15 protein-coding genes and 1 pseudogene are annotated in these 21,616 nt (G+C 62.3%); 2 read left to right on the top strand and 14 right to left on the bottom strand.

The features are described from left to right. Window positions 1-391 precede the first annotated feature (391 nt). The 9 genes from EOA38_RS06200 to EOA38_RS06160 all read right to left on the bottom strand — a co-directional run bounded on the left by EOA38_RS06200 (window position 392) and on the right by EOA38_RS06160 (window position 11,764). Complete coding sequence (locus EOA38_RS06200; protein ID WP_127298745.1) at window positions 392-2,044, bottom strand: amidase; 1,653 nt, start codon at window positions 2,042-2,044, stop codon at window positions 392-394. A 15-nt stretch (window positions 2,045-2,059) separates the two neighbouring features. Further along, a complete protein-coding gene (locus EOA38_RS06195; RefSeq protein WP_245480777.1) occupies window positions 2,060-2,971 on the bottom strand; it encodes an isoaspartyl peptidase/L-asparaginase in 912 nt (303 codons plus the stop codon). A gap of 24 nt (window positions 2,972-2,995) precedes the next feature. Next, window positions 2,996-3,775, bottom strand: coding sequence for an amino acid ABC transporter ATP-binding protein (locus tag EOA38_RS06190; protein WP_126090176.1), 780 nt, complete (start codon window positions 3,773-3,775; stop codon window positions 2,996-2,998). Next, window positions 3,738-4,802 (bottom strand): amino acid ABC transporter permease, encoded by a 1,065-nt coding sequence (locus EOA38_RS06185; RefSeq protein WP_126090177.1) that lies wholly within the window; start codon window positions 4,800-4,802, stop codon window positions 3,738-3,740. Before EOA38_RS06185 ends, EOA38_RS06190 begins: the two co-directional genes overlap by 38 nt. A gap of 5 nt (window positions 4,803-4,807) precedes the next feature. Then, the gene (locus EOA38_RS06180; RefSeq protein WP_126090178.1) at window positions 4,808-5,968 is read right to left on the bottom strand and encodes an ABC transporter permease subunit; all 1,161 of its coding nucleotides are present in this window, start codon (window positions 5,966-5,968) and stop codon (window positions 4,808-4,810) included. 4 nt (window positions 5,969-5,972) lie between these two features. Next, entirely contained in the window at window positions 5,973-7,001 is a 1,029-nt protein-coding gene (locus tag EOA38_RS06175; protein ID WP_126090179.1) for an amino acid ABC transporter substrate-binding protein, read from the bottom strand. Then, window positions 6,998-7,855, bottom strand: coding sequence for a MurR/RpiR family transcriptional regulator (locus EOA38_RS06170; protein WP_127298744.1), 858 nt, complete (start codon window positions 7,853-7,855; stop codon window positions 6,998-7,000). Before EOA38_RS06170 ends, EOA38_RS06175 begins: the two co-directional genes overlap by 4 nt. Window positions 7,856-8,317: 462 nt before the next feature. Continuing rightward, the gene (locus EOA38_RS06165; protein ID WP_189350365.1) at window positions 8,318-9,634 is read right to left on the bottom strand and encodes an adenylate/guanylate cyclase domain-containing protein; all 1,317 of its coding nucleotides are present in this window, start codon (window positions 9,632-9,634) and stop codon (window positions 8,318-8,320) included. Between the two features lie 684 nt (window positions 9,635-10,318). Next, window positions 10,319-11,764, bottom strand: a complete 1,446-nt coding sequence (locus EOA38_RS06160) for an adenylate/guanylate cyclase domain-containing protein (RefSeq protein ID WP_127220068.1) — start codon at window positions 11,762-11,764, stop codon at window positions 10,319-10,321. 145 nt (window positions 11,765-11,909) lie between these two features. Between EOA38_RS06160 and EOA38_RS06155 the strand changes: the two genes are divergently transcribed. Then, window positions 11,910-12,128 carry a glycosyltransferase gene (locus EOA38_RS06155; protein WP_127220067.1) on the top strand — a complete coding sequence of 73 codons (219 nt, stop codon included), beginning with the start codon at window positions 11,910-11,912 and terminating at the stop codon, window positions 12,126-12,128. Between the two features lies 1 nt (window position 12,129). Continuing rightward, window positions 12,130-15,027 carry a trifunctional glycosyltransferase/class I SAM-dependent methyltransferase/polysaccharide deacetylase gene (locus EOA38_RS06150; protein ID WP_127298743.1) on the top strand — a complete coding sequence of 966 codons (2,898 nt, stop codon included), beginning with the start codon at window positions 12,130-12,132 and terminating at the stop codon, window positions 15,025-15,027. Between the two features lie 129 nt (window positions 15,028-15,156). Here the strand turns inward: EOA38_RS06150 and EOA38_RS06145 are convergent, their stop codons facing one another. The 5 genes and pseudogenes from EOA38_RS06145 to EOA38_RS06125 all read right to left on the bottom strand — a co-directional run. Beyond that, window positions 15,157-15,837, bottom strand: a complete 681-nt coding sequence (locus EOA38_RS06145) for a redoxin family protein (protein WP_126090185.1) — start codon at window positions 15,835-15,837, stop codon at window positions 15,157-15,159. Window positions 15,838-15,855: 18 nt separating this feature from the next. Beyond that, window positions 15,856-19,152 carry an adenylate/guanylate cyclase domain-containing protein gene (locus EOA38_RS06140; RefSeq protein WP_127298742.1) on the bottom strand — a complete coding sequence of 1,099 codons (3,297 nt, stop codon included), beginning with the start codon at window positions 19,150-19,152 and terminating at the stop codon, window positions 15,856-15,858. Window positions 19,153-19,277: 125 nt separating this feature from the next. Next, window positions 19,278-20,690 carry a hypothetical protein gene (locus EOA38_RS06135; RefSeq protein ID WP_127298741.1) on the bottom strand — a complete coding sequence of 471 codons (1,413 nt, stop codon included), beginning with the start codon at window positions 20,688-20,690 and terminating at the stop codon, window positions 19,278-19,280. 50 nt (window positions 20,691-20,740) lie between these two features. Next, on the bottom strand, window positions 20,741-21,265 hold the full coding sequence (locus tag EOA38_RS06130) for a GNAT family N-acetyltransferase (RefSeq protein WP_127298740.1): 525 nt from the start codon (window positions 21,263-21,265) through the stop codon (window positions 20,741-20,743). Between the two features lie 74 nt (window positions 21,266-21,339). Continuing rightward, window positions 21,340-21,616 (bottom strand): annotated as a pseudogene (locus EOA38_RS06125) (hypothetical protein); the annotation flags it as partial.

Raw genomic sequence — 21,616 nt, 5'->3', positions numbered from 1 at the left:
AACTGGATGGAGGCCAACCGCTACATCAACATGGACGACCTGCGCGAGCACAAGAAGCTCGCTCTACGCCAAGCCGCATGACCAGCAACAGGGCCGCCCCTTTTTGCAGAACTTGACGCACACAACCTGGCCGAGAGCGGACAGGCGGCTTCGGGGCTCGGATATTCAGAATCGGACCTTCCGGCCTGCGCGGGATTACCTAGGCGGGCGTTCAAGGTGGTGAGAAACTGACTAGCCGATCGGGCGCTTGCGGCACGCCAGCATCATTTCTGCCTGGCCCATGTCATCTGCGGCGCTCAATATTCCAGGAACGCTTGTCTCGTTCCAAGTCGTCGGTTCGAATTTCAGCATCGGATCGAGCAAGGAGCCGGACGGCCACGGGCGCGCAGATTTACAATCGTGGCAGCTCTGCTGCCACACCAAGTGCAGCTTCAAGCGCGAGACCCAAAGCCAGCAATTTGCCTTCATCGAAAAGCCGGCCCCAGAGCGAAATGCCCTGCGGCACCCGGGATTTCAGCCCCGTCTCAGCCTCCGATTTGACCGCCGTAACCGAGGCCGGCGGGCGTGTGGCAAGCTCCAGGAACCCGGCGCGCATGTGTAGGCACGGGTGGCCGGTGAAATTGCTGGCCAGCGGCATCGGTCCGGTATCGAGCGGCCCGATCAGGGCATCAACTTCGGCAAAAAGCCCGTCGAGCGCGAGCATGACCTGGTAGCGCAGCCGGTCGAGCTGGACATGATCGACGGCCGAAAGGAACCACGCCTTGCGGAATGTATTGGGCCAGGCTTCGTCGCCCTGCCAGCGCAGAAGGTCATCCTGATCGCTCAACGTCAGCGCCTGAAAGGTGGCCGCTGCCTCGGCAAGCATTAGGTTCTTCAAGGAGCCATAGGGAAGTTCGGGCAACGAGACTTCGACCACCTCGTTTCCGAGACGCCGTGCCGCCGCCAGTGCGGCATGATCAACCGCTGTCGCCTCCGCGCCAAAGGCTTTGGGCAGATAGCCCAGCCGCAGGCCCGAGATACCCGCCGTCGCGTCAAAGCGGAAAGGTGCTGCGATCGAGCTGGTGTCCTCCGGATCAGCACCATTCAGGACTGACAGGACAATTGCACAATCTTCGACGCCCCGGCAGATCGGCCCGACCTTGTCGAGCGAGGGGCAAAGCACCATTACCCCCGCCCGAGATACCCGCCCGAAGGTCGGCCGCAGCCCGGTCGCCCCGCAGCGATCGCTCGGTGCAACAATCGAGCCCAGGGTCTCGGTGCCAATGGAAAAACCACAGAGGCCTGTCGCGACAGCCGAGGCCGATCCGGCGCTCGATCCGCGCGCGCCCTCGCCAAGATTCCACGGATTGCGAACAATGCCCCCATACCAGGTGTCGCCATCAGCCAGTGCACCGACCGCGGTCTTACCGAGCAAGACTGCCCCAGCCGCGCGTAAGACGCGCACCACGAAGGCATCGCTGTCGGGAGCACGGTCGCGGTACGGCTCTGCACCCCAGCCGGTGACAATGCCTTTCGTGTCGAAAAGGTCCTTCAGCGCGTAAGGGATGCCGTGCAACGGGCCAAGGTGGACCCCGGCGCGGGTCAGAGCATCGGCTGCCTCCGCTTGGGCCAGCGCGAGTTCGCGAGTGACCGTGACGAAGCATTCGAGCCGGGGGGCAAGGGCCGAAATCCGGTCAAGGTAGATTTCGGTCAACGCACGGCTGGTGAGCGCGCCCTTGGCCATCCAGCCCGCCAGATGCGTGAGCGGCGCGAAAGCGATATCCTCGGCATTGGCGGGTAGCGCGGGCAGGTCCGAGGACAAGCTCAGGGCGTCCGGTCCCGGGGGCATACGAAACCCCGGCGGTCTGGGGTCGAAGCGGCTGGCCGTCGGGGCATCATTTGGCAAGACCATGGCGCGGCAGTCCTGCGCCGCGTCGATCTGGCCGCCGAGGTTATCTGCCATCTGCGCCCGTTCCGCGGCCGTATAGCTAAGCCCCAGCAGTTTTTCCGCCGCCGCGATCGTCTCTTCGGCGACTCTCGCTTTGGTCAGGGACTTCTCCACCATTTCGACCCGCCCGGCTCAGAATATCGCGGTTTCGGGGCCGTCGCCCTCGCGTACCCAGGCGCGATACATGCCGATCGAGTTGAATTGCATGACGATGTTGCCCCCAAAATCGATGCCGATCAATCCGCCCCGCCCGCCGATCGGGGCTAGCTCCTCGGCGATGGCGGCCGCCATCGCTTCGTCCAGCGTCAGGCCCGCGTACACCATGCGGGCGTGGATATCATGGCCGATGCAGGCACGGATGAAATGCTCGCCGGTGCCGGTCGCCGAGATCGCGCAGGAGCGGTCGTTCGCGTAGGTCCCCGCGCCGATGACAGGCGTGTCCCCGATCCGTCCGGCCTGCTTGTTGGTCACTCCGCCGGTTGAGGTTGCGGCCGCGAGACGCCCTTCGCGGTCGCGCGCCACCGCGCCAACGGTGCCGAAACGACCCTCTGCCGGAGCATCATGGTCGAGCGCTTGGGCGTTGGTGTCATGGGCGCGCAAATCTTGCAATTGCCGCAGGCGGTGTGGGGTCGAGAAATAGTCGGGCTCGACCAGGGCAAGACCGCGGGAGCGGGCAAATTTCTCGGCCCCATCCGAGCCCAATAGCACGCTGCGCGCGGCGCGCATGACTTCCGCTGCCGCCACGACCGGATTACGGATGCGACGCACTCCGGCGACTGCACCTGCCTGGAGCCCGGTGCCCGCCATGACTGCGGCATCGAGCTCATGAACCTGATCCTCGGTAAAGACGGCGCCGCGTCCAGCATTGAAAAGCGGGCAATCCTCCAGCATGCGCACCGTCTCGACAACCGCGTCGATGGCCGACCCGCCCGCCTCCAGCACCGCCGTCCCGGCGTTCAACGACGCGATCATCTCCTGCCGGTAGCCCGCTTCAGCGGCAGGATTGCCAGGCAAGATCGTTCCGGTGCCGCCGTGAAGGGCCAAGGAATAGGGTACTTTCATGAAGCCTCAATGAGTCAGGATCTTGCCGAGGAAGGCGCGGCTGCGTTCGGATTGCGGCTGCACGAAGAATTTTTCAGGCGGCTGGATCTCGAGAATCCGCCCGGCCTCCATGAAGACAACGCGGTCGGCGACCTTGCGGGCGAATCCCATCTCGTGAGTCACCACTATCATGGTCATGCCGTCGCTCGCCAAGTCTTGCATCGTGTCAAGCACCTCACCCACCATCTCCGGGTCGAGCGCCGAAGTGGGCTCATCAAAAAGCATCAGCTGCGGCTGCATGGCCAGCGCCCGCGCGATCGCCACGCGCTGTTGCTGGCCGCCCGAGAGCTGCCCCGGCATCTTGAGCGCCTGCTCGGCGATATGCACCCGGTCGAGAAGCGCCATCGCCTGTTCGCGCGCTGCCGCGGGGCTTTGCTTCTTGACCAGCGTCGGTGCCAGCATGACGTTGTCGAGGACGCTGAGGTGCGGAAACAAGTTGAACTGCTGGAATACCATTCCGATGCCCTTGCGGGCCTGCACAGCGAGGCGGGAATCATCGATCGGCGTGCCGTTGAAAACGATGCAGCCCGCGTCATGTTCCTCGATGCGGTTGATACAACGGATGAGCGTTGACTTGCCTGAGCCGGAGGGCCCGCAGATCACGATCTTCTCGCCGCGATTTACGCTCAGCGAGCAGTCGTCGAGGGCATGGAAGGAGCCGAACCATTTGTGCACCCCTTCAATGGAGAGCAATATGCCTGCGGCGGGGTCATTTAAGGGCATAGCGGCGCTCCAGATATCGGCCATAGGTAGCTATGGAAAGGCCCATGACGAGGTAGATGGCGCTGACCATCATGTACATCTCGACGAAATAGGGCCGCCATTGCGCATCGCCCTGGGCCAGCCGAAGCGTTCCCGTGAGGTCGTAGATATTGACGATGGCTACCAGCGAGGTGTCCTTGATGGTGCCGATGAAAAGGCTCGCCAAGGGCGGGATTGTAATTCGAAGTGCCTGGGGCATGACGACGTGCGTGAGGGTCTGCCAGCGGTTTAGGTTGAGCGCGTGGGCCGCCTCGCGCTGGCCTCTACCGATCGCCTGCAGGCCGCCGCGGAAGATCTCGGCCTGGTAGGCGGCGGCAAAGAGTACGACGCAGATCGCCACGCGCAGCATCGGGTCCAGCCGCCACGCCGGCGGCAGCAGGATTGGCAGCACGAAGGCCCCGAAGAACAGCAGGGTGATCAGCGGCAGCCCACGCACCAGCTCGATATAGGATGTTGCAAGCCAGGACAGCACCGGCAGATGCGACTGCCGCCCGAGCGCCAGCACAATGCCCAGCGGCAAGCCGAGCAGGCAGGCGATGACTCCCAGCAGAATGGTCAGCGGCAGGCCGCCCCAGAGGTCGGTGCCAACCGGCGTAAGCCCGAAGATACCGCCACCGAGCAGGATGGCGAAAGCAACCAGCGCCAGGCTCACCAGTGCAAGGCCCGATCGACCGAAGAAGCGCGGTAGAGCCGCCGCGCCGAGGCATCCGAGCAGGAGGGCGCACCCCAGCACCGGGCGCCATTGTTCGCCCTGGGGGTAGCGACCCAGCAGGATCAGCCGCGCCTTCTCGACCAGCACACCCCAGCAGGCTCCAGCGACGGCGCGGCAGACCTCGGGGTTCGGTGCGACCTCGGCGGCGAAGATGCCCCAGTAGAGGGCCCGCCACAGCGCCCAAGCCAAGAGCGCCAGTAGAGCGGACGAGACCAGTCCGGTTTTCGTGTCGGCGAAGAGCAAGGCGCGCAGCCGGGCCGCCGTCGCCACAGGTTTTGGCGGAAGAAGCATGGTTGCCATCTACCTCAACGCTCCTGCAACTGAACGAGCCGGTTGACGTTCCCCATCACCGCGGCGGTGAGAATGTTAAGCGACAGGTAGACCGCCGCGATGATGGCAATGCATTCGATCGCCTGTCCGGTCTGGTTAAGGGACGTGGTGCCGATCGAGACGATATCGGGATAGCCCACCGCCACCGCCAGCGACGAGTTCTTCAGCGTGTTCATGACCAGGCTTGTATAGGGCGGCACGATCACCCGCAGGCTTTGCGGGATCACAATCCGTCGCAGGGTCTGGCCGCGTGTCAGGCTCAGCGCATGAGAGGCTTCCCATTGCCCGCGGTGCACGGCGAGGAGGCCCGAGCGGACGATCTCGGCGCAATAGACGCCTGAGTAGAGCGTCAGCGCACCCACCAGCGAAGCCCATTCGACGCTGACCGTGCCACCGCCGTTAATTCCAAACAGGCCGACCACCGGCACATCCCAGCGATCCGGGACATAGAGCCAGAGCGCTGCCGAAACCACAGCGGCGGCGGCAAGTGCGCCGGCTCGATGGCCTCTGACTAGCAGCGCCGCTGCAAAGAGCACAAGCATCGAGACGATCAGGACACCCGCCTCGGGCGCCGTCATCAATGGTTTGGCAAAGGCAAGTCCGCCATTGCTCAGCAGCAATATATTTCCGAGGTTGAGCGCATCGGCGGCTCGTGGCAGCAGTTCGAGCATGGCGACATACCAGACCAGCAACTGGACCAGCAGCGGGATGTTCCGGATCAGGTCGACGATGCCACGTGTGATCAAGCGCACCAGCGGATGGCGGCTGATCTGTCCGATGCCGAGGACGAGCCCAATCAGGGTCGCAAAAACGATCGCCGGAAGAGCAGCGCGCAGGGTATTTGCAATACCGGCCGCGAAGGCAACGGCATAGCTGCTGCGGCTGGTGTAGGGAACCAGCCCTTCCGAGATCGAAAAGCCGGCCGTATCACCGAGGAAGCCAAAGCCTGACGCGATGTGGCGGGCAGCGAGGTTGACCGCCGCGTTATGGGCGAGCCAGAGGAATGCCCCGGCGGCGACGGCCAGAACCAGCACCTGTACGGCGATCATCCCCGCCGCGCGTCGACGCGGGGCGGGGATGGGGGGAGCGATGGCCCGCGCCCCGCCTTCCTTGTGGGAGAGATCGACCCCCGACATCGGCTCAGCGCAGCGGCGGGGAATAGAGCAGGCCGCCCTTCATCCACAATTCATTGTGTCCGCGCGGCAGCTTCAGCACCGACCCGGATCCGAGATTGCGGTCAAAGACCTCCCCATAGTTACCGACCTGCTTGACGATGTTGTAGCTCCAGTCCTTGCTCAGCCCTAGAAAGCGGCCGAGATCGTCGCCAGCCCCGGCAATCGATAGCACCGCGGGGTCCTTGCTGTTGGCCTTGAGGTCGTCGATGTTGTGCGATGTGACACCAAGTTCCTCGGCCTGGACCATCGCATTGAGGACCCACTTGGCGATTGCGAACCAATCGTCGTCGCCACGGCGCACCGCCGGCCCCAGCGGCTCTTTCGAGATCAATTCCGGCAGGATTTGATAATTTTCCTTGTTCGGCACTTCGGTCGTCAGAAACGACGCCAAGCTGGTGAAGTCATTTGTGTAGACGTCACAGCGTCCGTTGATGAAAGCCTGATGCGAAGCCTCCTGCTGGTCGAAAACGACGGCCTTGTAGGTCAGCCCATTGGCGGCGAAGTAATCGGCAAGGTTCTTTTCGGTGGTCGAGCCCGAGTCGACGCAGATGGTTGCGCCGGTGAGCTGCTTGACCGAGGTCAGCTCGTCTTTCTTCGGCGCCAGGAAGGCCTGGCCGTCGTAGAAATTGATGCCGACCCAAACCAGGTTCAGCGAAGTGTCACGGGTGTAAGTCCAGGTCGTGTTGCGCGCGAGGACGTCGATCTCGCCGCTTTGCAGGGCGGTCAGACGGGTCTGGCCGCTGGTGGGCACATATTTGACCTTGTTGGCGTCGCCGAGCACCGCAGCCGCCAGCGCGCGGCAATAATCGACGTCGAACCCGGCCCACTTGCCGGAACTGTCGGCCAGTGCAAAACCAGGATTGCCGGTGTGAACTCCGCAGGTCACGACATCGTTCTTCTTTATGGCATCGAGCACCGCCCCAGCATGTGCCGTGCCGGCCAGCATCAACGCCGCTATGGCGCCGCAGCCGAGGGCTGCGATTTTCGTCTTCATGGTTCTTCCTCCTCAAGGTTTTGATTTTCCGGCGACGCGGAGCGCGGCGCCAGATAGGCTAATACTGTCTCGGCCAGATCGCGGGCCAATCGCACAGCGTCCGGATTCTGCGTCATCACTCCCGAGGCCAAGGCCTCGATCACCGCCATCATGGCGATGGCGGAACTTGGCAGCACGCCATGTGCCGCCGGCGCCAGGAGCCGAATGTGGGCGATCGCGCTCAAGGGTGAGGCCTGGTCGTCAGTGATCACCACGATGGAGGCGCCGCGATCGCGGGCGAAGCGGACGAGATGAACGGTGTCCCTAGAATAGCGCGGCAGCGAGAGCGCGATCAAAACATCACCCTTGCCGCACCGCATGAGCCGGCGGGCCACCTCTTCGGTGCCGCCCTCGCCCGCGACGGCTTCGATCGCTTCGACAAATGGCATCAGCGTGTGCACTGCATAGCCGGCCAAATGGCTTGACGCCCCGAGACCAAGAAACCAGACGCGCCGCGCCTTCATGATCCAGGTTGCGACCGTGGCGATCTGTGGCGCCTCGCCAGCGCCCCGCACGGCCTCCGCAATTTCCGTCAATTCCGGTTCTTCGCGCGCGTGGCCCAACTTGAGAACCGGCTCCATCACCGATTGCATCTCGACACCCAGATGGGCCTTCAGCTCGCCAAAGCCCTTGAACCCCGCGGCTTTGGAAAACCGGTTGACTGCCGAGACCGAGGTGACGGTCAGCGCCGCAATCTCCTCAGCACTTTGCGACAACGTCTGAATCGGATGTGCCGTCATCCACAGACCCACCGGAACCAAGGACGGTGTGGTGCTGGATGCAGCAAGCTGAATGCGTTCAAGCGCGGACTTCATGGATGAATGATATCATTCACTTCTGCGGTTGTAAATGATCTCGTTCATCAAGGCGATTGGACCGCTGGCTTGACTATTGGCACCGCCGAGACGACGCCAAGACAGCACGCGCTCCATCGGTCGACTTGGAACACGGTTGCCCTGACGCCGGCGCTAGGGGGCGCCAGCCGCTATTCCTCGATCCGATTCCTGTCGGGCTGCTCGCCGACGAAGGTCAGCCGATGTCGGAGAGCAGGCTGAGGAAATCCAGGGCGAGCCCGGCGGGGGCGACGGCAGGTCCGCTTTGCGCCGCACGGCGGTCGTCCGGCAGGTGTGACGGGAACGACTGGAATGGGTCAGAAGTGGCCGTTCGACAAAGTCTGCTTTAGGCGCATTGCTGACGGGCAGCAGGGGCCGAAAGCGGGGCCGCCCGCTCGCTGCCGCTACGAGCTTAGAACGGCTTAGAACCAAGGCGGGGAATCTCTACGAAGTCGCCCCAGCGTCTTCCAACATCGCGAGGAATAACCGGTGTTTGTCAGGCACACCTTTGAGCACGCGCTCGCCCTGATCTGAGAAACGGAGGCCTGAGCCCGCTACCAAGTCCCTCACGGTCTGAGAGGTCAAAACCATTCCCCCCTCCGCTGAACTCATGATTCTTGCTCCCGTGTGGATAGCGAGGCCTGTTACGTTGGCCCCAACAATCGCACATTCCCCGACGTGGACACCCGCTCGAACGTCGATCTCAAGCTGCTTCACCGCGGCGGCAATGGTGAGGGCGCATCGTACCGCCCGCGCGGGTCCGTCGAACAGTGCCAAGAAGCCATCACCGGCAACCGTGAACTCCTCGCCGCGGTAGCGTGCGATTTCCTTGCGCACGATGTTGTAATAAGAGGTCAGCGTATTGCTCCATGACTGATCCCCGTCCCTCGCCAATTGGTCCGTCGATGACACGACGTCGAGGAACAGTATGGCGGCTAGTTTTCGGTCAGACGCAACCTCCGGCGTCACACCGGTCAGAAACGACTGAATGTCAGCCAAAATCGTATCCATATCCTTGGCGACAAAGGTGTGTGTGTCCCCGGGATACTCCTTCATCTCTGCTTGAGGTATGCGCCGCGCCATGTCGCGCGCGGCTTCAACCGATGCAACCGGATCCTGAGTCCGGTTCATGACCAGCGTTGGGACTGAAATCGTGGGAAGGATGTTCCGGATATCGATGTCCCGGTTCATCGCTTCGTAGGCTGCATGCGCGGACGGGCTTGCAGCGGCCCTCATATGACGAGCGAAGGCATCGACCACCGTTTGATCGACAGTACGCCCGAGCCCGACTCCTGCTCCACGGATGTATTCGTCTGAGGGGCCGTTCTCGGCCATATCCTTGATAAGCTGATCGTACGCCTCGGACGACATGCCCCATGGGTGATCATCCGAAGTACACCAACGAGCTTGCGTGCCCCAGACGATCAGCGATCTCACGCGGTCAGGGTTCAAGGCAGCGAACAAGCTCGTCATCGAGCCCCCCTCCGAAACACCGAAAAGGCTGGCGCGCTCCACCTTCTCCGCATCTATCACCGCCCGGATGTCGTCGGCCCGTTCCTCAAGTGTCGCCATTCGGATTGGGCGATCGGACAGCCCCGTTCCACGCTTGTCGAACTTGATGACCCGACAGAACGCCCCAAGCTTCTCGAAAAACAGAGCGCGAAGTGGCATCTCCCATTCCAGATCGAGGTGGGATGCCGTTCCCGGTGCCCAGACAAGGTCAACTGGACCACTGCCCCAGACCTGATATGCGATGGCCACGTCTCCACTTCGCGCGTACTTCGTTCGGGGTGTCATCTCTTTGCCTTTTCGTGGAAAGGGGACACTTACTCACGCTGAGTCGCGGCCCCGGCGATCTGCAAATGTTGGCCCGCTCCTTTCGTCTTCCGGAGGGCGTTCGACCTGCTGTAGTGTGGCATAAGTTACCTTAGGTTCCCACTACATCGGGGGGTTTCCTCCAACGTAATCGATGGCAACGTCTGCTTTCAGGCGGTGTCAGAGCCTACTTAAATGGCCGACTTGCGGGCGCAAAGCGGTCGTTCAGTATCCGCAATGCTCAAAGCGGCTTCGGTTAATTGCGCTCTTGCGTTGAGGGTCCCCGCTCCGCGTCGACCACGCTGCGTGGAGACAGGCAAATTGCAGTCCAGTGGTTAGACGATTAGAAATTAAACTTATCGGATTCGGCTCAAATCCACGGCAAACACCCCCGCTCTTCCATTCAGGGAACCGTCATTGGCGAATAGTGTTCGGGAAACGAACCAATCCACAGAAATATTTTGTTGGTATTTTTGTTGGTTCGAGCTGCCACGAGACGATTGTCAACTATCTGGAAACAAAACCAAATTTCCTGTACTTGGATTCCGCCTCTGGCACCATTCCTTTTTTGTCCAGCCCGGAAGCTCCGGTTCTAGGCAGTGCGAAAGGGAGTTGGCACGCAATCCGTGTCTATCCCCGCATGATGCGATAGACAGTTGCATCACCCTCCACACCTCGAAGAGGCGCGTCAAAAGGCACGACACGAAGGCCGGCAAGCATTTCGCTAACCCCGGGCGCGGAATGGAGCGCCTCGGAAATGCAGACCTGTCCGGCTTCCGCCAAGGACTGCACGCGCGCGGCGACATTCACGGTCTGGCCGAAATAGTCGAGGTTGTCGTTGAGCGTCACGGCAATCGACGGTCCACAGTGGGCACCGATCTTCAGGATGATCCCCGGCCCGTCATGGTCGCCGTTGAAGCGATCGATTTCTTCAAAGATGTGGAGTGCAGCCGAAATTGCATCCGACGGCTGCGAGAATGCAGCCATCACCGCATCCCCAATCGTCTTGACCACCGCTCCGGAATGTTGCTGAACCGCCGCGTTGACCAGAGCGAAATGCTCGCGGACCAACGCATAGGCGTTGAGGTCACCCAGGCGCTCATACATGGCGGTCGAACCCTTGAGGTCCGTGAACAGGAAGGTGATCTGCCGGATACCGAGCCCCTCCTTCTCGTCGACACGTTCGGACCGGAAGAGCTGGCGGAAGGTTTGCCGTGCAAGCAGCGCTCCACCGGAAACATAAGGGTCGAAATCGAGCGCCGGCTTGTTAGTCAGCGCGACAAGCTCGGGCGGCCAGTTGATGGCAAGCAACGAACCTCGCACCGGCCCCCTGTTCGTTACCTCGATGACAATCGGACCAGGTGGCACGGCGGGCAACGCCGGCAAGAAGCGTTTGCCGTCATAATCAATCTTCAGAAGCGTCGGCGCCAATGCCGGATCACCTGATATCGGCACAGCGAATGCGGCCTGCGTCTGCACGTTGACGCCCGCAAGGGCGCCCGGTCCGAGGTCGGCGCGGAGCGCTGTGGTGGTGCCGGGCGGCAGAAACGTCATGCCCCGAACGAAGCCGCGCAGAACGTCAAGAAAGCGAAGCCCTTGTCCCGGTAGCCGCCCGTCAGGTCCGAAGTGGAGCTTCCAGTGAAAATCCTCGACAGAGAGCGACTCGGGATCATGGTGCGGCAGGCGGCGCAACTTCGGTGATATCGAGAAGGTGACCTCGATGAAGTCGTCGAGGTCGGTGTCGCCAGACACGTCGCACAGGCCACAGACGTAGTGGGTCTTCAGCGTCCGCAGGGCGCCGAAACTATCGAGCACCATCCCGGACTGGGGACAGAGCACATCCCAACTCATGTCGAACAAGCCACAGCGGGCGGCATGAAGGAAGAGGTCGATTGCTTCAGGCTCGGCAATTGCGCGGTCGCGAGCAAAGGCCAGCGGATTAACACGATAGAGCGAGTAGTCGTCGGCGCTCCTGATCAGCGTCTCGAATTTCGAGATGACGCGTGGACTCCAGGCTCGCGCCTGCTCCACCTTGGTCATCTTGCTTTCGAGAAGACGATCGTTGACTACCGTCACGTCGGATACCCAACCTTGCCTCGCGACAGCCTACTAAAAAACCAGCGCGATGCGAATGGGATTGAGTTTCTTTGTTGTATGACAGTCTTGACAGAGCAGTGCTGCCATCCGATGCCGTTATCCGTTTTCGACGTTCCGAAGCTCGATGATCCAGGACAATGCTCCCGTAAGCGTTGTGGTACCGATGGCCAATGCCAAGCAAACCATCGGCGCAACGCTTGCCAGCACCCGCCGGCAGATTTACCTGGCGCCGGAGATGGTTGTAGTGGACCACGGCTCGAGGGACGGATCGGGTTCGACGCCCGATGTCAGGCTATGTTTTGGGACTCTTGTTCTCCCTTCGAAGCAGGCGCGGGTAAGATAGCGTGGCGCATAATCCCTTGGTTTCAATAGTGGTTCCTGCGCACAACGCTGAGGCAACGCTGGCGCGCGCACTCGATTGCCTTCTCGATCAGGAAATAGCGGATTGGGAGGCGATCATCATCGATGACGCCTCCACGGACCGCACCCCCGCGATCATCGGGCGTTATGTGGAGCACGATGCCCGATTTCGCACGTTGAGCTCTTGCGCGCATAGCGCCGCCGGCGCGCGCAATAGCGGGATTTCGATGGCGCGCGGCCAATGGCTCATGTTTCTGGATGCGGACGATTGGGTGGATGCCAGCTTTCTTGCGAAAATGCTGGCCGCACTGAAAGCCGCTCCCGATGCGGTGGCCGCCTATTGCGGTTCTCGGCGCGTGATGCCCGACGGCGGACTCACCCCATCGAGCATCGCAACGGAAGTTGCGATCCAGCCCTTCGAAACATTCGCCCGCCGGTGTGCGGTCCGCGCTCACGCGCTGCTGGTCGACCGGAAGACTATTGTCGAGTTGGGCGGTTTCGATGTGTCGCTGCGCACTTGCGAGGACTGGGACCTGTGGCAGCGCCTCGCGCGTCTCGGCAAACGTTGGCTGATGGTCGACGAGCCGCTCGCTTTCCATCGGACCAACCCCAACGCACTCACCAGCAATTCGACGCAGATGCTGGCAGATGCGGAAATCGTGATCGCCCGCGGCTTTTCTCCTGATCCGAGGGTCAAACACCCAGCATCGGCTCACGCCAATGGAGCGATCGACGCGAACGGCCGCACCGCTGCCGAAGCATTGGCGTGGTTCGCTCTGTGGAACGCAGCGTCGGATTGCGGCCGCGGCTCGCGCTCGATCAACCCGCAGTTCCTGCGCGCACTTCCGGCAGGACGTAAATGGGTGCGTGAGATCGCCAAGGTGGTCTTAGATGGACTTATGGTAGGAAGCCTATCGGTGCCAGCGCAATTGGCTGCCAGGTGGGACAGGTTCGGCGGCGCCCTCACCGAATTGGTCATCGAACTCGGCAAGGTCTGGGACGATCCCGCAGCGGGTCGCCGTGTCCAGTATCACCTTGAGCAAATGCTTCTTGACTTAGACGACCTTGCTGCGCCGCGCAGATTGGCGCGGACGCTCGGAATTCGTATCGAAGCTCGAAATCCGACCGCGATCGAATTGCCGGAAGGAATCGATCAAATTTATGCCTATCTGATGGTCGATGGCCGTATCGAGGCTCGCGTGCAGTTCGGCGCACTCGGGAAAGTGACAAGGCGCCATTGGATTGAATTGGCCTCACAGGGCGGCGGTGCCGACAAGTCAAACATGTCTGCAGCCGAGGCATCGTTGTCCATGGCTGGACACCGGTCTGATCCAGACAGCCAATTCGGCAAACTCGCGCTATTGGCCGCGGAAGCGCAGGGGCTGGTTCGGTCGAGCGCCGAACCTGCGGAGCCACTTGCAGCACCGCGCCGTAAACATGCCGCGGATGACCACGACAAAGATCGCACGTCGTTCTGGAATCGCCATTTCGCGACCGAGGACCCCTGGAACTACGGTTCGCCCTATGAGCAGGAAAAATATGAGCGCCAGCTCGAGATTCTGCCTGCCGGTCCTATCGGACGGGCGCTTGAGCTGGCCTGCGCGGAGGGCCACTTCACGCGGCAACTGGCGCCGCGAGTAGGCCATTTGACCGCAACTGACATCTCCAACGTAGCCGTCGAGCGGGCGCGCGCGCGATGCAGCGATCAGCCGAATGTCGAGTTCGGCGTACTGGATTTCTCCGCGGACACGCTTCCGGGTGAGATGGATCTGATCGTCTGTTCGGAAGTGCTCTACTACCTGGATGATCTCGCCGAGTTGCGGCGCATCGCCGAAAAACTTGTTGAGGCGTTGGCGCCTGGCGGCAGTCTCATCAGCGCACACGCATTCGTGCTCCGAGACAATGTTGAAAGGACGGGCTTCGACTGGAACACATTCGGCGCACAAGCGATCTCGGAAACGCTGGCAGCGACCGAAGGCCTTGTCCTCGAGCAATCGATCCAGACCGAGCTCTATCGCATAGACCGCTTCCGCCGCCTGTCGCCAGACGACGTGGCGACGGAACCGATGATTGATCACGTGCCAATCCGTGCGCCCATCGGTATCGGGGTCGCGCGAAATATCGTCTGGGGCGGAGCACGGGCCTTGCGCCGCGACGTCGCGCGTACCGAACGGCGGCAGCGTATCCCCGTCCTCATGTATCACGGCGTCGCCGATGATGGTCCGGCAGCGCTCGCCCGTTTTCGGCTCACGCCCGCGGCATTCGCCAGCCAGATGGCATGGCTGCGCGCCAATGGCTTTCACGCGATCATGTCCGAGCAGCTGGAATGGTCCATCGCCAACCGTCAACCCTTCGCTGGCCGCCCGGTGCTCATCACCTTCGACGACGGCTTCCAGAATTTTGCCGACCACGCCTGGCCGATCTTGCGCGCCAACGACCTGACCGCGGAAGTGTTCCTGGTGACGGACTTGGTGGGTCAAAGTGCGCAGTGGGACGCCGTCAGCGGTCCGCCAACGCAACTTATGGACGCCGGAACGGTGCGACGCCTCGCGGGCGAAGGTGCGTTCTTCGGAAGCCATCTGGCGACGCATCGCGCAATCGATGGTCTGTCGAGCGCCGACCTGGCCGCCGAGCTCCTGCGCTCTCGCATGTTCATCGAACGGTGGACCGGTCGGCCAATCGCGTCGTTCGCGGCGCCCTTCTCTGTCACCGACCGACGGCTTGGACGGCTGGCCAGGGAGTGCGGTTATCGGATCGGCTTCGGCGGCAGACACGGGCCGGCGGACCTCGAGTCCGATCCCATCGACCTTCCGCGCATCGAAATTCGTGGGGATCGCTCGCTCGACGACTTTGTTGTCCGTCTCGAGGCCGTGCTCGAATGAGCGGTGAACTTGTCAGTCGGGTGCGTGCTGCCACGAGTGCGCGGGCATCGCCAGACCGCACATTCTGGCTCACCGAGGCCTTTGTTCCGCTTTTTGTTCAGCGTCCTGCCCGTCACCTCGTTTGCAAGCCTATTGGGCGACTTGCGACACGGCCGACATCAGCTCCTGGGGGTTCGGCGCCGTAAACATGTATCGCCCACCCTCTGGAACCTCCGTGAAGCTCCAGCGGACCACCCCCTGCCGGTCGAGTAGGAACTGACCGATCAGTTGTCCGTGTCCGGTTGCCATCATCTGCTCGTCGGCTTCCGTCAGTTCGTAATGGTCCTTCTTGTCGAGGAATTCGCTGGCCGCAAAAGGATCCATTGGACCGGGCAACTCGCCTGGTAAGTCGACCCGCATATCCTTTGCCGCTGCCATCGAGACCTTGTACGGCCAGTTCGTCTCGTCTTCGGTGAATTCGAGATTGGGCAGTCCAAAAGCACGATGTGAAGCGCGTTCAGGGTCGGAGGCCGCAAGCAGATTCGGCATCGGGTGGTAGCGGAAATAGAGACGCGCCCGCTCGATCGGCGTGTTGACCACCGTCAGGCTCCCCACGCCCTTTTCGCGCAGCTCCGGATCAAGTCGCGCCTGGGCAGCGATATGGCGCCGGCAAAACGCACAATGCAGACCTCGAAACAGGCCGACCAGCACCGGTCTTTGTCCGCGAAAGTCGTCAAGCGCGATCTTGCCTTCCTGGGTAATGGCGTCGAGCACCACGTTAGGCGCACGGTCGCCCGGTTGAAGCGGTATCAAGTCACTATGCACCGACATTTCCAACCTCCCGCCCGGCTAGTCGAGAAAAGGCAGCACCACAAGCGCTTCCGGGTCGAGCCCGTGCTGGGCGCATATGCCCTGCGCCAGGGAAAAGTAGCGTTCGGCCTCGGCCAGATTGTCGAGGTCGAGATTAAGCGTTGCCAGACCATCATAGCACGGAAACAGCAGTTGGGGTTCGCCCGTTTCGCGGGCTACGTCCAGTGCTTCTTGGAACAAGCCAACCGCCAGTTCCGGATGGCCGCTGCACTGGTGGATCTGCCCGAGCACGATCAACGGCACCGGCAGGTGCTCGCGCTGGTCGAGCGCCCGGTCGATCTCGATGGCCTTCTCGGCAGCAGGCACGCCCTCCGTTGGACAGCGATCCGTGAAAGTACAACAAGCGACCGCCAGATTGGCGAGGAGGCGCGCCTGGAACCCCAGATCACCAACACGACGCGCCACTTCAAGACCGCGCCGACAGACCTCTATCGCCTGTGCAGGATTGATGGTCGTGTAAAGCACGCCGAGATTGGTGTAGCCGCGGCAGGCCGCGCCCAGTAGACCGGCGGCTTCGGCCAATTCAATGCTACGCTCAACCTGACGCACCGCTTCAAGGTTTCGCCCAAGGCGAGCCAGGGCAACAGCCTTGGTGTTGAGCGCCTCGGCGGTCACAAGAGTGGCTTCACGCCCTACCTCGGAGACATGCTCCGTTGTCAGAGTGCGTACGCTATCCAGCGCCGCGTCTGCCAATGTCGCCGCAAGAGCGTGATCTCCGCTTCGGAACGCGTGTCGGCCACGTTCTTGCCAGAGATGCGCCTGCTCGATCGGCGCATCCGCTCCATCGAGGAGCGCTGCGGCCTCAGCATAGCGGGATTCTGCCTTGTCCCGCTTGCCGATATCCCAGAGCAGCCGACCGATCTTGCGCAAAACTCGCGCCGAGGCGACACGATCGGCTGACTCGCGGTACGCCTGCAACACCGTCTCGTAGTGATGGTGCGCGATCTCGCGGCGGCCTGCCGGGCCGCTCAAATCGGCAATGCGCTCTGCAATTGCCAGTTTGAGCGGCGTTTGCCCGGTCGCATCCAACGCAGTCAGTGCTCGCTCGTAGAAACGAAGGGCGTCGTCATTGGCGTATATCATGCGAGCGCGATCGCCCGCCTCCTGCAGGTAGTGCGCGCCCTTCTCCCGCTCGGTGCTCTGTGCGAAATGATGACCGAGCACGGTCAAATCCTCGAGCCGTTCCGGCTTGTCGCCGCACAGTTGCTCCAAGGCAGCACCGACCCGCCCGTGAATGTCGGTCCGGCGTTGCAGGAGCAGATTCTGGTAGATCACGTCCTGCAGCAACGTTTGCGTAAAGCGGTAGCTTTGCGACGAGACTGAGCCTGATCCGGCAACCTCCTCGATGATTTCCGCATCGCAGAGCAATTCGCAGCCGGCTTCCAAGCGGCCGGGGTCGGCCGTCACGGCTTTCAGAAGGGTCGCGTCGAAGCGCGGGCCGATCACCGCGGCCTCCTGGGCCAACCGGCGCACCTCTTGGGGCAGCCGGTCGACCCGGGCAAGCAGCATTGCCTGGATAGTGGCGGGAATGCCGGTTGCAACTTCGCCTGTCACAGTCCGCCATCGCTGGCCCTCGCGTATTAGCACACCGCGATCGATAAGCCCGCGAACGATCTCCTCTACAAAAAGGGGATTGCCGCCTGCGCGCTCGAGGATCTGGTCGACAAGCCCTCCTGCGGACTTTACCCAGCTCTCGCCGAAAAGCGCCGCCAGCAGTCTGCGTCCGTCGTCACTGTTGAGCGGCGAAAGCCTGAGCGCTGTGTGACTGACCCGACTTGAGTCGAGCTGGTCGTTGTCCGGCGCCGGACGATGGGTGACCAGCAACATCAACCGCGTGCGTTCCAACCTGTCCATCACGAAACGGAGTGCCTCGAGCGACACGGCGTCGGCCCAGTGCAGGTCTTCGACGACAATCAACAGCGGCGACAACGCAAGCCGCCGTTCGACGATTGTACGGACTGCGTAGAGAATTTGTCGCCGCAGTTGCTCGGGCTCGACATGCTGCAAGGTGGCATCGGGGTCGCCAAGGCCGAGCACATGGTAGAGCAAAGGCATCAGCCGCCTCGCCTCCTCGCCCTGCAGGCCGAGCTCGGCAAGCAAACCTGCGAGCTTCCCCCGCATTTCGTCCCCATTGTCGTTTTGCATCATCCCCGCAGCGCTGCGCACCACCGCGCCCAAGGCGCCAAATGATTGTTCGCCCAGCGGTGAGCACGTGGCCTGCCGCACCGCGACGTTGCGAAAACGATCCTCGTCGCCGACGCGGGCGACGAACTCCTTCACCAGTCGCGATTTCCCGATACCGGCTTCTCCGACGAGGCGGACAAGTTGGGCCGCGCCGCCGCACGCCTGGTCAAGGCACGCGAGCATTCTATTGAGCTCCGCACCACGACCTATTATCGGCGCGCTAAGGCCGAGCGCCTCGAGCCCGCGCGCGGCACGCGGCGCCGCCAGCGGCGCATCCAGTCGATGGACGAGCACACTGCCGGCCTTGCCGCGAAGCATGACATCCCCCAGCGACTCGTAAGAGAAGGCATGCCGGGTCAGCCTGTGAGTGAGTTCGCCTACCAGCACCTCACCCGGTGCGGCCAACGATTGCAGGCGTTGCGCCGTATTCACTGTGTCGCCGGTCACCGAATAGGATTTGGCGGTGCCGATGCCCAATCCGCCAGTGACGACCGGACCGGTGTTTATGCCTATGTGGAGTAACAGTGGCGAGCCGGAGCTGGGGGCCCTTTCGCCGAGCCGCGCCGTCCGGGCCATCATGTCGAGCGCGGCGCGAAGCGCACGTTCCGGATCGTCCTCATGCGCGACCGGAGCACCGAACAAAGCGAGCAGTGCATCGCCGATGAATTTGTCGACGAAACCCCCAAAGTTTCGCACGGCTGCCGTCAATTCCTTGAACAGTTCGTTCTGCAGTGCCTGCATCACTTCGGGGTCGAGCTGCTCGCTTAGTGTCGTGAAGCCGCAAAGATCAGCGAACAGGACCGTTACGGTCCGGCGATCGGCGTCTGAGGCGGGATGCAGCCCATCGCCTTCGATATTCGCAAGCAGCGACGGAGTTCGCGAAGGCGGCACAACGGTCCGGCTTGGTGCCGGAGCAGGCCTTTCGACGGCTTTCGCGGGCGCACCGACGCTTGTCCCACATTTCGGACAGAACTCGAAATCAGGTGCGCAGAGATAGCCGCAATTAGCGCATGGCACGGGCTGGCGCCTTCCGCACTTCGGACAGAAAGCGAAACCGCCCTCAACCTCGAAACCGCAGCCCGAGCAGTCCATCGAACAGACCTCGCTAGGGGCCGTGACGGCGTAATCCCGCTACGCACCTCACGGCCGGGTATTCACACAAGGATGAACCTATAGCCGTCGACCAGCAAGCGGCAGCGCAAATGGGCATCGAGCGATCAGCGTGGGTCCGGTGGCAGAACGCTGCCGATTCCGGGCGGGCTCGCCCGGCCGATCTTGCGCCATCGGGAGTCTTCGCGGACCAGTTTCAGGTCGTCGGTCGTCTCGGCAAGTGTCCGCAAACGATATTGCCGGAGCAGTTCCGGGAAGATCGCCCCTTCCGGCAGGCCGGCAAGCTGCTCGCGGACCGAGATGCTTTCATCGATGACCCGCATGCCCCAGGCATTTTCGCGAACCTGCAGCTCCGCAGCCAGATCGCGCTCTTCCGGCGCGTTTTCGTCCATCGCAGCCAGCAGGATCGAGTGGAAAAGCGCTACGTAGCCAATTTGTCTCAGGCCACCCACAACCCGCACGCGTGGCAATATGGCAAGGACGAGGAACATCAGGAACAAGTTCGGCAGCAGCACGCCGTCCAGCAGCGCCTGCCTGAGATGCGGCCGTTCGAACGGGATGGAAAGACCATGTGGCCTGTCAGGCTCGATCAGCTGCCCGTCCTCGAGGACGAGCTTGCGCACGCGTTCCTCGCGGATGCCCCAGAAATAGTCCGTGGCATTGGGCAGGAATCTGCCAAATGGGCCCGATGCGGCCTCTTGCAAGGCACGTTCGAGACGCTGGCGCCTTGCGGGCTCAATGAGCAGCCTGGAAAGAAGGCTGCCGTCATATTCCAGGTGCCGCGCCATGGCAGCCGCGGCGAGCCGATCATCGATGAAAACCGGCAGGGCCGTGCCGGAACGATCCCAATCGGCGACCAGATCCTCATTGAGGGCTGTCAGCGCATCGGCGGCGGTTCCAAACACCTTGTCCTGGCTGGCAAGCAGTGTGCCAAGCCAGCGGCTGGCATCCTTTTCATCGCCCACAGCTTCGAGCGCGCGCTTGTTGAGGGAGACAGGACCGGCCACGCAGGCGCTTTTGCGGCACAGTTTGTGGCGTCCCATGCCAAACAGGTTGACCTTGTCGTCGCCGACATCGAGCCATCCTGGCCCCTCCCGACCGATTGTCTCCATGGTCATCGTCGTTCCCATGAAGTTGACGAAGGCCGACAGCCCGTTTTCGACCGCGCCGAGCCAGGCAAGCAGGAGGGCATCGAAGGTGATCCGGTCCATCAGAAGCAGGCAGTGCAGGCCTGACTGAATCACCGGTCTCTGCTCGAACTCTTCGAGGGCCTTGCCGATCTCCTCAGGCTGCATAATCACGCCGAGGCGCTGACGCAGGACGTCTCGCAGGATCGAGCGGGCAGCGATTGCCGGGCCCGATGCAGGCCTTGCCACCGGCCGCCACAGATGGCGGGCGTAATCGGAAACCGGTGCATTCCAGTTCTGCTCGATGTCGCGCACGACTTCCGGGCAGAGCAGCGACAGCACGGCCAGAATTTCCACCGGAGGCGTAGGGGTCGGATCAAGGAAGGCGGTCATTGGCTCCGTCTAACCGCATGCGGTGCAAACGCCAAGGGAAACACCGTATCTTAGAACCGCAGCCGGGCCATGCTCAGGAGGTCATGGTACTGCCCGTCGGTAAAACCGGCCTTCACATGCCGACCTTCGACCTCGAAGCCGTGGCTCGTGTAGAGACGGATGGCCGGTTCGTTGTCGGCATAGACGGTCAATTCGACCCGCTTCAGCGCGCGCCAGTTGTCGGCCACGTCAAGCAGCGCCTCAAGTATGGCAGAGCCGATGCCCTTGCCGACAAAGGCATCGTGAAGGCCGATATTGATCTCGCCGATATGCGAACGGCGCGGCGAACCCTGCACGACCAAGCTGCCGTGGCCGACGACCTTGCCCTCCAACTCCGCAACGATCCAGGTGGTTTCCTGGCCGGACTTGGCGATGCGCCGCTCCACCTGCTCCACCCTCTCGAAGGGCATCCTGAGCGTGCCCGAGCGGAAGCCCGGCATGTTGAAGATGGCGCAAAGCGCCTCCGCATCGCTTGGCCGGACAGGTCGGAGCCGCGGCTGGATTTTCTCGGAGGATGGCGAGGTTGTGCTGGTCATGGCGTTCCTAGCGAAGGCAATCGGCCCGGCACGATGCACCCTACGTCACCTGAAAATCCAGCGGTCTCTGCAACCTATGATGCCGATTGCGAGCTGAAATACCGGGAGGCGGCGTAGAGTTTGAAGACACCGCTGATGCCGATCCAGCCGAAAAGGGCGAGCCAGCACAATGTCCCGGTCGCCCTCCAGTCGATCCGGTGCACCGCAGCATCGGTGATGACGAGGCCAAGGATGGCAAGCAGGCCAACCAGAAACTGCGCCAAGCCGAGCACCAGCAGCTCCTCGCGCGGCGCGCTTCTCAAGACGAGATATATCCCGCCCGCGCCGGCGAGGAAGATGGCGCTGTAGACC

It is taken from the genome of Mesorhizobium sp. M1E.F.Ca.ET.041.01.1.1, from assembly GCF_003997355.1.
Taxonomy (GTDB): Bacteria; Pseudomonadota; Alphaproteobacteria; order Rhizobiales; family Rhizobiaceae; genus Mesorhizobium.
Note: the sequence above shows the minus strand (reverse complement) of the source record. Positions and strands in the feature narration are given on the sequence as shown.

Bases quoted from the DNA above. Each gene is read 5' to 3' on its own strand.
- EOA38_RS06200 (WP_127298745.1), bottom strand. From the start codon at position 2,044: ATGGTGGAGAAGTCCCTGACCAAAGCGAGAGTCGCCGAAGAGACGATC.
- EOA38_RS06190 (WP_126090176.1), bottom strand. From the start codon at position 3,775: ATGGCCGATATCTGGAGCGCCGCTATGCCCTTAAATGACCCCGCCGCA.
- EOA38_RS06185 (WP_126090177.1), bottom strand. From the start codon at position 4,802: ATGGCAACCATGCTTCTTCCGCCAAAACCTGTGGCGACGGCGGCCCGG.
- EOA38_RS06180 (WP_126090178.1), bottom strand. From the start codon at position 5,968: ATGTCGGGGGTCGATCTCTCCCACAAGGAAGGCGGGGCGCGGGCCATC.
- EOA38_RS06175 (WP_126090179.1), bottom strand. From the start codon at position 7,001: ATGAAGACGAAAATCGCAGCCCTCGGCTGCGGCGCCATAGCGGCGTTG.
- EOA38_RS06170 (WP_127298744.1), bottom strand. From the start codon at position 7,855: ATGAAGTCCGCGCTTGAACGCATTCAGCTTGCTGCATCCAGCACCACA.
- EOA38_RS06155 (WP_127220067.1), top strand. From the start codon at position 11,910: ATGATCCAGGACAATGCTCCCGTAAGCGTTGTGGTACCGATGGCCAAT.
- EOA38_RS06145 (WP_126090185.1), bottom strand. From the start codon at position 15,837: ATGTCGGTGCATAGTGACTTGATACCGCTTCAACCGGGCGACCGTGCG.
- EOA38_RS06140 (WP_127298742.1), bottom strand. From the start codon at position 19,152: ATGGACTGCTCGGGCTGCGGTTTCGAGGTTGAGGGCGGTTTCGCTTTC.
- EOA38_RS06135 (WP_127298741.1), bottom strand. From the start codon at position 20,690: ATGACCGCCTTCCTTGATCCGACCCCTACGCCTCCGGTGGAAATTCTG.
- EOA38_RS06130 (WP_127298740.1), bottom strand. From the start codon at position 21,265: ATGACCAGCACAACCTCGCCATCCTCCGAGAAAATCCAGCCGCGGCTC.